Origin of the sequence: Bradyrhizobium sp. 159 (assembly GCF_023073795.1) — a bacterium.
In the GTDB taxonomy this organism is placed as follows: domain Bacteria; phylum Pseudomonadota; class Alphaproteobacteria; order Rhizobiales; family Xanthobacteraceae; genus Bradyrhizobium.
Genome location: NZ_JADPKE010000060.1, coordinates 1 through 13,006 on the forward strand (window position 1 = coordinate 1; position 13,006 = coordinate 13,006).

Consider the following 13,006-nt stretch of genomic DNA (forward strand, 5'->3'; position numbering starts at 1 on the left):
GAACGTCGGGGTTGAAAACAACGTGCCGCAAGGCGGGGTGGTCTGGGTATTCGCTGTGCAGAAATAGCCGCGCCACGACGCGATGAGCGGCGGACAGAAACGTCCGTCGCTTCCGTGGCGAGCAGCCACTTTGCTGAGCCGGAATGGCAAGCGGTATGACAAACAGGCGAGCGTTACGTGCTGACGCCCGAAGCGAACCGGTTGTTGCTTTAATGCGCTTCTCGGAAGCTCCAGCTCCCATGCCAACGGCAAGCAGCGTCACCACCTGCGCTGCCCTTGAATGTCGCTCCGCAGTTAAAAGTCCTTGATCTTCATGCGTTGGCCCTTCTTGCCAAGAGACTGTTAAACCTGGCGCGGGCGCCCGCGATATAAATATCAGCGCCAAGGTATGCATCATGAATGACCATCCCGCAGTCGCGATTTGTTTTGCGAGGCGCCCCGGACATCAAAATGGGAAGGATGTAGGGGCTGAGATAGCCGCCTATGCTTCCCTAGGCGGCCAATTTCGGCCGACACTCGACATCTGAGATATAGCTATGAGGCGACCAATTCGACGCGAATGACCCGTAGAAAATCAGGACGAAAAGAACAAAAATAAAAATGGTAGCGGCGGCAACGGCGGTGATGATGGGCTTGGCGAGCTTGGGCTCGATCCGTTGCTTATCGCGCTGTTGAAAAAGATACCGACATCCGGTGACTGGCCTGCCGCCCAACGCGTCCGCTGGTTTCGAACGTTCGCAATGAACGTCTCTCAGGTCTATGATCTGGATAGCGACCCGGTCGAAATGAAGATTGAGCTAGAGGCCGCCAACTGAGGCGCCTTACTCTTGGGTCTCGCGCCACATCTGCTGGCCACACTGGCATCTATAGATGCGCACGGTGCCGCCAGTTCGGGGATTCAGGAGTTTTTGCAGCAGTGGGGGGTTGACTGCACAGCGGTCACACTTGATCTGACTGTCTGTGGGAGAAGGCAGGTCTCGCGCCGACTGGAGGGACATAGCTCTCGCTCCGAACCAAGGCGGGAGCGCTGTGATGTCTCTCGGTCACCGATAGCTGCCATTAAGGGATCGCGCGGTGATGCAATACCTGTACGCCTACAATCCGGTCCTGGCTATAGGAAAGCGCCAAATTGGGCCACCCCCCAAATCAAATTAGGCCACTGAGCCCGGAAACAGGCCACAACCCTCCCTCGAAAGACGAGACGGCCGAGGCGGAACCACCGCCACAGAGTCGAGACGGCGATTTGGCGCGCCGGTCCGCTGGGACTGCGAAGGCACGAATTGCTCAGCCGAGTCAGCAGCACAACCAGAGCTTCGCTGCAGCCTGAGCTGCACCGTGAGGCCGGTAGGCTGGTGTGCGTGATGGGAAGAAAGCTTGGGTGCAAGCTGTCGTCGGCCGGCTGCGTTGGGATCATCGGGCAGTCGCGCTGCTACAGCATGCTCCGCAAAAGCGCGAAGCAGTTTACCGAAAGATCGCGCATAAGCAACAATCTCAAGCGCGATGACGATTCAATCCGAATCGCCTCGCGCTTTAGTCGCGTGTTCGCGGTGGCAGCGACGGTCGGGACACTCACCGCCCCTTTCGCCACCCAGAGCGCGTGAATCGCGTCAACGCCTACTTCGAGGCTTTCCGCTCCGGCGACGAGTACGACGTGGATGCGATCACTCACGTGATGGCCTGCACCTCGCATTTTCCTGGGACGTTCCTGGCGAACTGGGAGTCACCCGAGAACGAGGTGCATATTTGATACTCGGATCAGTGCGGCGGTCTTCGACCGGTTCGCCGCAGCGGCGTCACCGCTGCCGGCTCATCCTTGGCGACGCCATTAGCAAACGAAGCGACGAGACTTGCGTGGGCCCGCTCGATCCATGGGATGAGGCCCGCCTCGGTCTTGCGTCGGATCATCAGGTGGAATTCGGCAATGATCTCGCGTGCCTCGACCAGGGTTGGTACCCCGGCTTCGATTGCCGCTACCGTGACGGTCTCCGCTTTCGTTAGCAAGTCCCGGCCGATTGTCATTAGCCGCGCGATCGTCCTGGCAGACGGAATCCTCTGAAGATTTCGCGCGTCGGCCTTTTCAGCCTGTCGTCTGCGAGTTGCCCATTCGCTGATGACGCGGAGCGAGCCTCGGAAGCCACGCGCTGCTAAGCGGCGCCAAAGTTCAGCTCCATTTGCGGCAGCCGGACGCCCATTGATCGTCGAACCACGGCAAGTGCATATCCAACGAACTTTTCCGGGTTCGGAAGTCGTCGTGACGTTCGCCGCGGACCACCTGTCGCACCAGCTTCCTGCTATGGCCGGTTTGACGCACGCTCTGCTTGATAGGTAGCCATTATTCGACAGAGTCAGGGTAGCCGCGTTGGTCTCCTCGCGGCGCAGATAGCCCTCATACTGGAGGCGCTCAGCGGCCGTGAGCAGCTTGGGACCGATCGTGGTCGCACCGATGACGATGCGTATCTGGCGCATCGACTTGCGCACGGAATCGAGGAAAGCCCGACTGGCGTTCTCCATCAGATGCCAACGATCGGCGACCTGCACCGTGCGGCAGGGCCTTTGCTGCTGCTTCGCCATATCCCCCGCCACGATCGCGGGCGACGATTGCGACGTGGGATGAGCCCAGGCTTGAGCGGTCGCTGGTTCACGATCCGGCAGCAGGGTGACCACCCGGCGCCTTTCCAGGTTGCAGATGATGCTCGCGTATCGGTGATTGCGCCGCCAAGCCCAGTCATCAATGCCGATAACCCTTAGCGGGCCAGCTGGGGGATGGCTAGGGCGCCGAACTACCCGAAGAAGCGTATCTTTGCTCACCGGCAGCATTAGCCGCTTTGCAAAGCCTGCTGCCGGTCGACCGCCAAGCGCCAGACCGAGGTGATGGACTAGAAGCTGGACCGGTAATGTGCCTCAGCGCAAGCGGCAAAATCACTCATTCCTTCAGGACAGCGGGACACCGCATCCGCGCGGCGTCCTGCTCATCATGAATTGAGCCAGTCAATGCGCCGGCTCGACAAGCGGCTTGCCTTTGTCGACGATGTGGACAGTCAGCATTTTGAGGGTTTTGTCCCCTGCGATCTTGAACCCGGCGTGAGGGACATCCCGTTTGTTGATGGAGACCCTGCCGGCGGGGAACGACACTTCTTTGCCGTCAGGAAGCGATAATGTGGCGCCGTCGAGAACGTACACGGCCTCTTCTCCATGGTGAGTATGTCTAGGCAGCTCGTTTCCCGGCGGCACGTCGACCACGCTGACGATAATCTCCATATCGGTGCCTGTCAGATCGGCGCGCTTCAGCTCTTGGCGGTTTGACTGTGCGGATGCGGAGACGGTGAGAGCGAAGATCAATGCAGTCACTAGACGAGTCCTATTCTCCCGCTGAAATGGCGCTCGAGGGCGCCTGTTCAAAGGGGGTATTTGATACGCACGCGCAAAGCTGTGCAAGCTGCGGAGCAGAAATGGGTGGTCAATCCACTTCCCCATGCGCTCCACGTCCACTCGCTTCAAGGGCGGATTGCTGTAGTGGCCCGGTTTGGGTCACGAGCCGCCGATCACGCTCAAGCGGGGTGACTTCCGCTTTGGCATGTGGAGCCGACGTTTGTGAGTACAGACCTTAGCCCACGCTATGCCAGAGGCTGTCCTAGTCGCGTCGCCTCCAAGTGCACCTGATCGACACATCGCTGCACCGGACCGGGGTAGTCTTGCTCGATCCAGGGCTCATCGGCAAAGCGAACGTCCTCGATCTTCGACAGCCGAAGGCAGATCCACTTGGCCTGGACCGGACGCTTCGTGCGCGAACTTCCATCCACCAGGAGGACGAATGCGCGCTCCTCGCCGGTGGCGTGGCCCAGAATGTAAGGGCAGACCGTCTGGCACTTGCCGTCACGGCTTACCTGAACGGGCCGGCGTTCAAGCAGCGCTTCTCTGAGCGCCACGAAGACTTCGCTGTGGCCGTCGCTAAGGATCTGGAAGGGGCGCTTGCGACCGCGGTGGGGTCGGTACGCTGGGAAGCCCGGGTTGAAGGTCGCTGCTCGCGTGATCCCCATGCGCTCCATCAGGGCAAAACTCGTTCGGTCGATGAAGGAAAAGCTCTCGTTCGGGAAGCGCGCCCCTATCTCCGAAGCCGCGTCCAGATCGGCGCGGACGATGGGTTCAATCCGAACCCCGGTGCCGCGCAGCCGCTCCCAGAAGACTTCCGCCGCGCCGCGGCCAAATTGGGCTTTTAAAAGCTGGCACGTCTCGACCAGCACCAAGTCCGTCGTGAGGTATTGGTCGATGCTCTGAAGGATCGACTTGGCGCGCTCATTCTGGGCGTCCCGCTTGGCGGCCGCAGCGAACCACACCGAGCTGTCAACGAACGTACTCATGCGCGTCACTCCTGGACCGGGTACTGCCAAATGTCGCGCTTTGGCTCGTTCTCCTCAAGCCATTTTTGCGCGCGCTCTTTCGAGGCAAAGAGCTTGATCCAATCGGGCTCACCGATCGCTCTGGACGCCGGATCGGGCAAGCAGAGCCACACCGATCCCTCGACTGGACCGCCTTCCACTTCATATTCCCAGGCAACGCCTTGGGGATCGTTGTCCTGGAGCCAGGCGTCGGCCGCACGCCCCGATGCAAATACCTTCACCCATTCGGGATCGCCCATCGTGCGCGACTCGCCGTTCTCGTAGTCATCAAGGTAGAGCCATATGGTCCTGCCCTCGCGGCGAGCCGTGTCATGGCGGCGAACCGCCTCGTTCACCCTCTGCCGGTCCGATCGATCGGTTTCAGGCAGTGACATCACCGCGCCGTAGAGATCGGCAGGAATGCTGCGCCTGTCGCCCAGAGGCTTGCAGCGCCATTCCACCCATTGATCGAATGCGTCCGACATATCGGTCACCTCCTCGAGTTGGCGCGGAATGGACTGTCGATGGTGAAGGCGTCCGGCGCGATCCCGCTCTCGATGCGCTTCCAGGTCACGGGCGCTGCGATCGGAAATCCCTCTCGGGCTCTCGGGGAATAGGTGCCGATGGCGGTGGTGCCGCGGCCATTGCGCAGATAGTCCAGGAAGATGCGATCGCGACGCTTTGCCTGGGCAGACAGGAGGTAGCGATCTGGATGGCGCGCTGCGAGCGCGGAGACCAGCTGATGCGCGACCCGATGCGCCTTGTCGTGCAGCACCGGCTGATCCAGTGGCGCCATCAGATGAATTCCTTTGCCGCCGGTGAGCTTTGGCCAGGTCTCGAAACCCTCTCGTTTCATCAGCGCGCGCAGATCGAGCGCGGTCTCCACCACGGCATCCCAGTCGACGCCCTCGCCGGGATCGAGATCGATCACGAGGCGGTCGGCATGTTCGAAGTCCTCGACGGTCGCATTCCACGGGTGCAACTCGACGGCGCCGATCTCGACGAGCCCAAGGAAACCATCCAGGCTGTCGATCCACAGGCGCGTTCCCTGGCCGCCCTCGCGTTTCTGAATACGAAGCTGATGCACGGCCGCCGGAATGTCCTTCGGCAGCGGCCCCTTGTGATAGAAGGTCGTGCCGTGCACGTGACGCACGAGCTTCAGCGGACGATGCCCGAGGTGCGGCAGCGCCTTCTTCCAGACCCTGGTCCAATAGTCTGCGAGTTCTTCTTTCGACGGAGCAACTGCTTCGGGCAGAAGCTGCAGGATGTTCTCTCGGGGGACGCCCAGTTTTGGTCGGCCGGCGACGGACGGTACCAGCCGCGGCGCCTTGACCTTGCGCACCGCAAGATCATCGCGAAAGCCCTTGAACACGGCTTCGCGGAGCAGGCCATCATCTGTCAGCGCGCCATATTGGACCTCGATCTCAACGGTCGGCTCGACCCAAGTCGCCTTCGGCTTTTTGACCGCCAGATCGAGCGGAGAAGTCTTGCGGATCAACGGATCCAGGCGCTCGCGCAATTCGCGCGCCGTCGTCTCGGTGTAACCGGTACGCACCTTGCCGGCGTAGAGCAGCTTGCCGTGATCTTGCCGGCCGATGTAGAGAGACGCGACTTTGCGCGGGCGCGCCCCAAGCTTCTCCACGAAGGCGACGATCGGAAAGGTCTCGCTCTTCTTGCACTTGAGCTTGATCCAGCTCTCCTGCCTGCCCGAGCGGTACGGCTCGCCCAGCCGCTTGGCGACCAAGCCTTCCAGCCCCAGCTTGCACCCCTTGTCGAAGATCACGTTGCCGTCGGCCGCAAGCGCCTCGACATAGATGAAGGTTTTTGGCGCGTCCTTCAGAAGGCCCTGCAGCAGGCGCTTGCGATCCTCATACGCGACGGCACGCAAGTCATAGCCGCCGAGGTACAGGAGATCGAACGCGTGGTAGCGCACACGCTCGCTGCGCTTGGTGCCGAGCTCCCGCCTGAGCTGCTGGAAGTCCGGCAGGCCGCCACTGCCGTACACCACGGCCTCGCCGTCGATGATCGCACTGTTTGCCTTGATCAGGTCGGCGCTCGCGGCGATCGAGGAGAATTGTTCGGTCCAGTCCAGGCCTGTGCGTGAATAGACCTTGGCGTCCCCATCTCGCAGGTGCAGCTGCGCGCGGTAGCCGTCGGCCTTGATTTCGTAGACCCAGTCTTCGCCGCGCGGCGGCCTCTCGCGCAACGTGGGATCACACGGCTCGACGAAACCAGGAATAGCAGCTTTGACGGCGCCATGGACACGCGATACTCCCGAACGAGACTGACGCAACGCCACAGCACACATGCCGATTCAACACCGGCCTGAGAATTCGTTCCCTCCAGAGCCGGGGCAAGTGCCGACGCGAAGGGAACGAACCTTGACGGCCGCCGTTGGTCGCGATTGTTCTGCGAGACAGTCATGACAGCCGTGTTCGCGCCACGTCAGCATTCGCACGGGAATGCCGAAATCTCGGCGGGATGGTTCTTGTTCGCGGTTCTCTTGGGCATCCTGCTGGTGTGCGGCACCTCACGCACCTCCGAAGGCTGATGGCGGCCCGGTCGATGCGGATCGCCCAACTCGCGCCGCTTGCCGAGAGTGTCCCTCCCAAGCTCTACGGCGGGACCGAACGCGTCGTCGCCTGGCTGGTGGACGAACTTGTCGAACTCGGCCATGACGTGACGCTGTTCGCCAGCGGCGACTCGAGGACGCGCGGACAGCTGCATGCGGTCTGGCCCCGCGCCCTGCGCCTAGGCCGCCCACATCCCGACCCGAACGCGGTCTGCGCGATGTTGCTAGAGGCGGTCGCCGGTCGCGCCCGAGAATTCGACATCATCCATGCTCATCTCGACTGGGCTCACTTGCCCGTGCTGGCGCGATCCGGAACGCCGTTTCTGACCACCCTACACGGGCGGCTCGACATCCCCTGTATAGACGAGGTGGTTCGGCAGTTTCGGGCCGCATGCTTCGTCTCGATCTCCGACAGCCAGCGGGCTCCGCTCGCCACCGCGAATTGGTGCGGCACCGTGCATCACGGCTTGCCGGCCGATCTGTTTCGCGCCTCGTATGAACCCGGCTCCTACCTGGCCTTTCTTGGACGCCTCACGCCCGACAAGGGGCCCGACGATGCCATTCGCATCGCGCGTGCGGTCGGAATGCCGCTGCGGATCGCGGCGAAGGTTCCGAGAGGAGAAAGGGGCTATTTCAAGAAGCATCTCGAGCCGGAGATCGACGGCGGAAACGTCGATCTCGTCGGCGAGGTCGACGAGCGGGGGAAACAGCCGTTTCTGGCCGAAGCGGCGGCCTTGCTGTTTCCGATCAAATGGCCGGAGCCGTTCGGTCTCGTGATGATCGAGGCGATGGCCTGCGGCACGCCCGTGATCGCCTACCGGGCGGGTTCGGTGCCCGAGGTGGTCGAGCACGGGGTCACCGGCTTTATCGTGGAGAGCGAGGAGGAGGCGGTCCGGGCCCTGAATCACCTGGACAGAATTGACCGCCGCACGGTTCGGGCCCGCTTCGAGGAGCGCTTCACGGCGGAGCGGATGGCCCGCGCGTACGAAGGTCACTACCGCAAACTGCTCCAGGCGAGTGCAGACGCCAACTGCTGGCCGTGATCGACACTCCTGACATCGGAACCGCGGCATTTCTTCCTGCGCTGGCGAAGCAAGAGGACTCTACTGATGCCAAAAAGCGAAGAAGCAGACGAGCCGGGCCGCAACCAGGATCGCGCCCGCGTGGCGGGCGGACAGGACGACGAAGTCCGCTACGAAGCCGCGAAAAATTGGGCGCTCGAAGGCGGCAGTGAAGAAGGCGGTGAAGAAGTTCGGCAGCAGCCCCAAGAAGGTCCAGGGGCGGCTCGGTCGTTGACCGATCCGGCTCCCAACGTAACCGGCCCGGCGGCAATCGGCCGCTGCAGGGTTTGTCATTCCAGGACACGCACTGATGCCGCTCAGTACGTCAACTCTACGCCGCCGGGGCCATGCGCCTAGCAGAATCCTTCCGATACCAAACGACGCGTTTAGGCTGCAACCGCGGCGGGACTGCACGTTTATCGGTACGCCTGCCCGAATCGAGGGGCGTCTAGGAAAACAGAAAGGTGTACAGCATGCGGCAAAGCCAGCACGGACCCGAGCGACATCCGCGGTTCTTCGCCTCGATTGCCAATACAGCCTCGCAGGCGGCTGGACGCGCATCCACGTTTGTCCTGGCTTGCGCGGCCATCGTCATCTGGGCGGTTACCGGACCTCTCTTCCGGTTCTCCGACACCTGGCAGCTCGTCATCAACACCAGCACGACTATCGTAACGTTTCTGATGGTGTTCCTGATCCAAAACTCGCAGAACCGGGACAGCGCAGCCATACAGGTGAAGCTGGACGAACTCATCCGGACCGGTACCGCCCAGAATTCCTTCGTCGGTATTGAGCATCTCTCCGCCGACGAACTGGAGGACTTGCGGACGCGATGCGAGGCGAGGGCTAAGGTTGTCGCGGCCCCAAGAGGGTGAGCGCAGAGTCACGCGCGGCGAAGCGCTCGGCTCACCGCGACTGCCGGGCTCAGATCCGCATCTTTATGCCCGGTAGCCCGACGATGGATTAAGGACGCGATCGCATCAGCCAGAGTCGATCCGAAACCAACGATAGCCATAGCCGTCGAGTTCGATCTCGCCGGCAGGGGTGCCTTTCGCGGGGTAGACTCGATTTCCGAAAAGATCGATCAGCTTGTGGCCGCCCGAAAGCTCGTGAAGTACCGTCGTGCATTCGCCCGGCCCAAGGTTGCGCAGGACAAGCACGGATTTTCCTTCCAGCATATAATGCTGCACCAGGACTGACGAGGAGGCGGCTTGCGGCAAGTTGCAATCGCCCCAACCTATCTCCGGGCAAGTTTTCCGCATCTCGGTGAGCCGACGCAGCCAGTTGAACAGTGAATTCGGATCGCGCTGCTGCGCGGCGGCGTTGACTTGTTCGAACCGAACTCGCCATCGGTGATCGCCGAGTGCAGCAAACGGTCGTTCGGTGCCGTCGAGAATCCGCCGTTGGGATCGTCGGTCCATTGCATGCACGTTCGAACCGGCCACCGTTCGGGCAGGCTGAGATCGTCCCCCATTCCCAATTCATCGCCGTAATAGATGACCGGCGTGCCCGGAAGACTGAACAGGAGGCTGAATGCCAGCTCGATCCGCCGGCGATCATTGCCCTGCATGCCCGCGAGGCGGCGGCGAATGCCGCGTCCGTACAGTTGCATTTTCGGTTCTGGCGCAAACGCCGCATACACTTGATCGCGCTGCTCGGGTGGCAGGCGGCTCAGGTCCAACTCATCATGGTTGCGCAGAAACTGGGCCCACTGGGCGGACTGCGGCAGCTTCGGAAGTGTGGTCAGACATTGCCGCAGCGGCTCGGCTCGCTCTTCCGCAAGCGACAGAAACAGGTGCTGATTGACCAGGAAGGCGAACAGCATGTGGATGCGCGAGCCGTCGCCGAAATATCTCGGGAGTTCGGAGGCGCGCACGTTGGCTTCCGCCAGCAGCACCGAGTCGCCCTTGCGCCACGACAGGAAGTCGCGCATTTCGCCAAAGAACTCGTAGTGACGTTTCGGCGATCGGTTCGGACGGACCTCTTCGACGACGAACGGGGCCGCATCGATCCGGAAACCGGATACACCGAGCTCCAGCCAGAAGCCGAGAATCTTGAAGATTTCCTCGCGAACGGCGGGGCAGGTGATGTCGAGGTCGGGCTGATATTGATAGAAGCGATGATAGTACCAGGCTCGGGCGCGCAGGTCGTAGGTCCAGACACTGGATTGAAAGCCAGGGAACACAATCCCGTCTGCGCTGTTCTCCGGCTCCGTGTTCGCCCATACATAGTATTTGCGATAGGGCGACGCAGGGCCGGCTCGCGCCTGCTGAAACCACGGGTGCTGCTCCGACGTATGGTTGATCGGCAAGTCGACGATCAGCCGCAATCCGCGGAGTCTCGCCTGATGGCTGAACTCGACGAAGTCACCAAGCGTGCCGAGGGCCGGCGCCACATTGTAGTAATCAGTGACGTCGTAGCCGTGATCCAGCCCCGGGCTGGGATAGAACGGAAGCAGCCACAGGCAAGTTACCCCCAGCTGGGCGATATGATCCAATTGCTCGATCAGCCCTGCGAAGTCGCCGATGCCGTCGCCGTTGCCGTCCTTGTAGGTGGCGACGTTCAGGCTGTAGATGACGGCATTTTTGTACCAGAGATCGAAAAATCTTCCCGTCCACAGCTGCGGCGGCACCTTATGCAAAAAGGCGTCAGGGAGTAAGCTGACGCCCGCGGATCACAACCGGCATGATTGCCGCTTGTTCCCGGCGAGGATCGTTCGCGCGTCGCTCGCCGCAACATGAACTGCACTTTTGCTTCGCACGGATGGCATTGCATCACCGTTCCTGAACTCCTGTGGGCGGCCGCTTCACAGCCCGAATGGATAGGTGTCCGGAACCCCGGCGCGGCGATGCTCCGGTCCCAGCGGCCTGACCGCGTGCGTTCCGTCCAGCCACGAAACACATCGAATTGCTAGGGTAATGACGCTTCCGCGTGATGGCTTTGCAGCTCGCTGTGCGGGCGATAGGTGATGCCGATGAAAGGCTCCAGGCGCGGCTCGACGACCCTGCTCAGGTTTTCGAACGCGGTCGCTGATCTGGGGGTCACGGCCGGAGTGGTCGGGAAGGCGGCCGACCTGAAGGAGCAGGCCGAACGACCTCGAGACGCTACCAGTGACGACGCGCCCGAGGCCGCCGGCGAATAGTCCATTTCGGGTTGTTTTCGGAGCCGTGCGTGACCGATGCCATTCCATTCTGGTGTCGAGGACGAATCCACGATCCAGCAACCTGTGCAGGGAGCTCTATCGGATGGCGCGTTCGAAGGCGGACGTCACGCACTCGGGGCAAGAGGCGCTTTCTCGGTTTCGCGACGACCGCTCCAGATATCGTGCAGTGCTGACGGACGTCGGCATCGGCGCCGGGGCTGGACGGCCGGCTCCTCGCCCGAAGGATCCGCGAGATCGATCCCGATTTTCCGGTGATCTACATGATCGGCGGACACGCCGAGCAGTGGAAGTCCTAAGGCGTGCCGAACAGCATCCTCATCGGAAAGCCGTTCGCGCCGTCGCAACTGGTTACGGCGATCTCGCAGCTTCTGAAGCCGACTGCCTGAGTGCCCATCGAGCCTGGTCGACCTAGGCGTCAGCCGACGCTTGGCCGCTGCGGGCGGGGGTGCCTGGTCGCAGTCTGCGACACCTGGCTGCGTGCGAGAGAGGCGGGAGCCCTGCAAAAGCAGCAACTCGCTAAAGCTCAAAAGGCGGAAATTCTTACCCGCGCCCTCGCGCATACTGCGGTCGTTGCGCTGATCGATGAGGCAACTGGCTACGAGAAAGTTCGCCCGCAAAATGCTCTGCAAGAATACTTGGCAATCATTGTCCGAAAAGAGCTTGCCGCATGGGTGAAGAAGTTCCCGGATGATTTCTACGAGAACATTTACAAACTAAAGGGCTGGAAGTGGCCCGGCATGTCTAAAAACCGCTATAGCGTTGTTGGACATTACACAAACAATCTTTTCGAGCGCCTAGCCCCGGGGCTACTGAGGGAATTGCGCGTCAAGACTCCGAACAATGAAAAAGGACATCGCCCGAATAAAATGCATCAATGGCTTACGGAGGATGTTGGCGACCCCATGCTGGCGCAGCACCTGCACAGTTTGATGATGTTTCAGCGGCTCGCCATTGCGAACGGTTTCGGTTGGCAGCGATTCCTGCACATGGTGGATCAGGTATTGCCGCGTCGGGGTGACACGTTGCAGCTTCCGTTTGAGGAACCTGATTTAGATAAGAAAGAGGCCGCCAACTGAGGCGGCCCTACTCTGCTACGTCCTGCACGGGTCGGATTTTCTCGGCGCGGCTAGCGAGGACTTCGTAAGTCTTGGCGACCTTACGGAGGCTCTCCCTCGTCTCTGGAAACTCGCAGTTATCAGCCTTGGTACGAAACTCCTCCGCTCGCATTCGCCAGTACTTCGGCGGTCGCATACGCTCGATGCCCATGGCCAACCTCCCGAATTGGTCCATCCTTTCCCAATCCATTAATGTACATGCCGCCCCGGATGTTCCGCTGGAAGATACACGTCAAAAGTCGCATAGAACAAAACAGGCCACTGCGAAATTCAAATCAGGCCACTAGGGGTTAAAACAGGCCAGCGCCGGGCAACGAGTGAGAACAAGTCGGTGACCGAGAACGGATTGCGAACCGCGGCTGCGCTGATGAAAGTGAGTGTCAATGACTGTTTTCTCGAGAACTTCCGGGAAGCGCTCGAGTTGTGCAAAGAGGACTGGGTTCGTGATGACTTGACCACGATTACATCGAACGGCCTTCCACTTTGCTCCTCGACGGCCAAGTTGACAGTTCGCAGAGCTGACGAAGCCGAGATTGTCATCTATGGAAACGGAGCTATCCAAGCTCAGACCGAAGACTTGGTCCATATCTTGTCGATTTAGATCGAGCGTAGCGACCTCCGTGTGAGCTGCTGCCGGTTTGATGGACACCAGGATTAGGTGTTTCATGAAGCCGGAGGTGGGCGATGAAGAGACGGAAGTTCAGTCGCGAGTTCAAGATCGA

General features: G+C 61.1%; 14 protein-coding genes and 2 pseudogenes. 7 read left to right on the forward strand and 9 right to left on the reverse strand.

Annotated features, from left to right (window positions below):
• Nucleotides 1-397, reverse strand: a 397-nt coding sequence (locus tag IVA96_RS16755) for a hypothetical protein (protein ID WP_247418287.1), incomplete at its 3' end; no start/stop codon positions are given.
• 1,200 nt (nucleotides 398-1,597) lie between these two features.
• On the opposite strand from IVA96_RS16755, the gene IVA96_RS16760 reads away from it, so the two are divergent.
• Complete coding sequence (locus IVA96_RS16760; protein WP_247280266.1) at nucleotides 1,598-1,747, forward strand: hypothetical protein; 150 nt, start codon at nucleotides 1,598-1,600, stop codon at nucleotides 1,745-1,747.
• An 8-nt stretch (nucleotides 1,748-1,755) separates the two neighbouring features.
• Here IVA96_RS16760 and IVA96_RS16765 read toward each other — a convergent pair whose 3' ends face one another.
• The 5 genes from IVA96_RS16765 to ligD all read right to left on the reverse strand — a co-directional run bounded on the left by IVA96_RS16765 (nucleotide 1,756) and on the right by ligD (nucleotide 6,684).
• Nucleotides 1,756-2,817 carry a transposase gene (locus tag IVA96_RS16765; RefSeq protein ID WP_247418297.1) on the reverse strand — a complete coding sequence of 354 codons (1,062 nt, stop codon included), beginning with the start codon at nucleotides 2,815-2,817 and terminating at the stop codon, nucleotides 1,756-1,758.
• Between the two features lie 171 nt (nucleotides 2,818-2,988).
• Nucleotides 2,989-3,348 carry a cupin domain-containing protein gene (locus tag IVA96_RS16770; RefSeq protein ID WP_247418299.1) on the reverse strand — a complete coding sequence of 120 codons (360 nt, stop codon included), beginning with the start codon at nucleotides 3,346-3,348 and terminating at the stop codon, nucleotides 2,989-2,991.
• A gap of 266 nt (nucleotides 3,349-3,614) precedes the next feature.
• Nucleotides 3,615-4,358, reverse strand: a complete 744-nt coding sequence (locus IVA96_RS16775) for a PIN domain-containing protein (protein ID WP_247418309.1) — start codon at nucleotides 4,356-4,358, stop codon at nucleotides 3,615-3,617.
• A 5-nt stretch (nucleotides 4,359-4,363) separates the two neighbouring features.
• Entirely contained in the window at nucleotides 4,364-4,861 is a 498-nt protein-coding gene (locus IVA96_RS16780; RefSeq protein WP_247418310.1) for a hypothetical protein, read from the reverse strand.
• A 5-nt stretch (nucleotides 4,862-4,866) separates the two neighbouring features.
• Nucleotides 4,867-6,684, reverse strand: coding sequence for a DNA ligase D (gene ligD / locus IVA96_RS16785; protein WP_247418311.1), 1,818 nt, complete (start codon nucleotides 6,682-6,684; stop codon nucleotides 4,867-4,869).
• Between the two features lie 114 nt (nucleotides 6,685-6,798).
• On the opposite strand from ligD, the gene IVA96_RS35600 reads away from it, so the two are divergent.
• From IVA96_RS35600 to IVA96_RS16800, 4 genes and pseudogenes are all read left to right on the forward strand, one after another.
• Entirely contained in the window at nucleotides 6,799-6,927 is a 129-nt protein-coding gene (locus tag IVA96_RS35600; RefSeq protein WP_256464978.1) for a hypothetical protein, read from the forward strand.
• Between the two features lie 14 nt (nucleotides 6,928-6,941).
• Complete coding sequence (locus IVA96_RS16790) at nucleotides 6,942-7,991, forward strand: glycosyltransferase family 4 protein (RefSeq protein WP_247280272.1); 1,050 nt, start codon at nucleotides 6,942-6,944, stop codon at nucleotides 7,989-7,991.
• Between the two features lie 66 nt (nucleotides 7,992-8,057).
• A pseudogene (locus IVA96_RS16795) lies at nucleotides 8,058-8,244 on the forward strand (DUF3606 domain-containing protein).
• 238 nt (nucleotides 8,245-8,482) lie between these two features.
• Nucleotides 8,483-8,881, forward strand: coding sequence for a low affinity iron permease family protein (locus tag IVA96_RS16800; RefSeq protein WP_247418312.1), 399 nt, complete (start codon nucleotides 8,483-8,485; stop codon nucleotides 8,879-8,881).
• Between the two features lie 105 nt (nucleotides 8,882-8,986).
• On the opposite strand, the gene IVA96_RS16805 is transcribed toward IVA96_RS16800, so the two are convergent.
• The 3 genes and pseudogenes from IVA96_RS16805 to IVA96_RS16815 form a co-directional block, all read right to left on the reverse strand.
• Nucleotides 8,987-9,226 carry an alpha-glucosidase C-terminal domain-containing protein gene (locus IVA96_RS16805; protein WP_247418313.1) on the reverse strand — a complete coding sequence of 80 codons (240 nt, stop codon included), beginning with the start codon at nucleotides 9,224-9,226 and terminating at the stop codon, nucleotides 8,987-8,989.
• Nucleotides 9,227-9,243: 17 nt separating this feature from the next.
• Nucleotides 9,244-10,638, reverse strand: a complete 1,395-nt coding sequence (locus tag IVA96_RS16810) for an alpha-amylase family protein (RefSeq protein WP_247418316.1) — start codon at nucleotides 10,636-10,638, stop codon at nucleotides 9,244-9,246.
• 174 nt (nucleotides 10,639-10,812) lie between these two features.
• Nucleotides 10,813-11,012 (reverse strand): annotated as a pseudogene (locus IVA96_RS16815) (erythromycin esterase family protein); the annotation flags it as partial.
• Between IVA96_RS16815 and IVA96_RS16820 the strand changes: the two are divergent.
• Nucleotides 10,975-11,148: a hypothetical protein gene (locus IVA96_RS16820; protein ID WP_247418318.1), complete on the forward strand. Its 174-nt coding sequence runs from the start codon at nucleotides 10,975-10,977 to the stop codon at nucleotides 11,146-11,148. The pseudogene IVA96_RS16815 and the gene IVA96_RS16820 sit on opposite strands and share 38 nt — an antisense overlap.
• A 407-nt stretch (nucleotides 11,149-11,555) precedes the next feature.
• Nucleotides 11,556-12,245, forward strand: coding sequence for a P63C domain-containing protein (locus tag IVA96_RS35820; protein ID WP_247418314.1), 690 nt, complete (start codon nucleotides 11,556-11,558; stop codon nucleotides 12,243-12,245).
• Nucleotides 12,246-13,006: the final 761 nt, after the last annotated feature.

What these genes read in the sequence shown, in the direction of transcription:
- IVA96_RS16780 (WP_247418310.1), bottom strand. Translation starts at nt 4,861, where the DNA reads ATGTCGGACGCATTCGATCAATGGGTGGAATGGCGCTGCAAGCCTCTG.
- IVA96_RS35600 (WP_256464978.1), top strand. Translation starts at nt 6,799, where the DNA reads ATGACAGCCGTGTTCGCGCCACGTCAGCATTCGCACGGGAATGCCGAA.
- IVA96_RS16790 (WP_247280272.1), top strand. Translation starts at nt 6,942, where the DNA reads ATGCGGATCGCCCAACTCGCGCCGCTTGCCGAGAGTGTCCCTCCCAAG.
- IVA96_RS16775 (WP_247418309.1), bottom strand. Translation starts at nt 4,358, where the DNA reads ATGAGTACGTTCGTTGACAGCTCGGTGTGGTTCGCTGCGGCCGCCAAG.
- ligD (WP_247418311.1), bottom strand. Translation starts at nt 6,684, where the DNA reads ATGTGTGCTGTGGCGTTGCGTCAGTCTCGTTCGGGAGTATCGCGTGTC.
- IVA96_RS16765 (WP_247418297.1), bottom strand. Translation starts at nt 2,817, where the DNA reads ATGCTGCCGGTGAGCAAAGATACGCTTCTTCGGGTAGTTCGGCGCCCT.
- IVA96_RS16820 (WP_247418318.1), top strand. Translation starts at nt 10,975, where the DNA reads ATGCCGATGAAAGGCTCCAGGCGCGGCTCGACGACCCTGCTCAGGTTT.
- IVA96_RS16800 (WP_247418312.1), top strand. Translation starts at nt 8,483, where the DNA reads ATGCGGCAAAGCCAGCACGGACCCGAGCGACATCCGCGGTTCTTCGCC.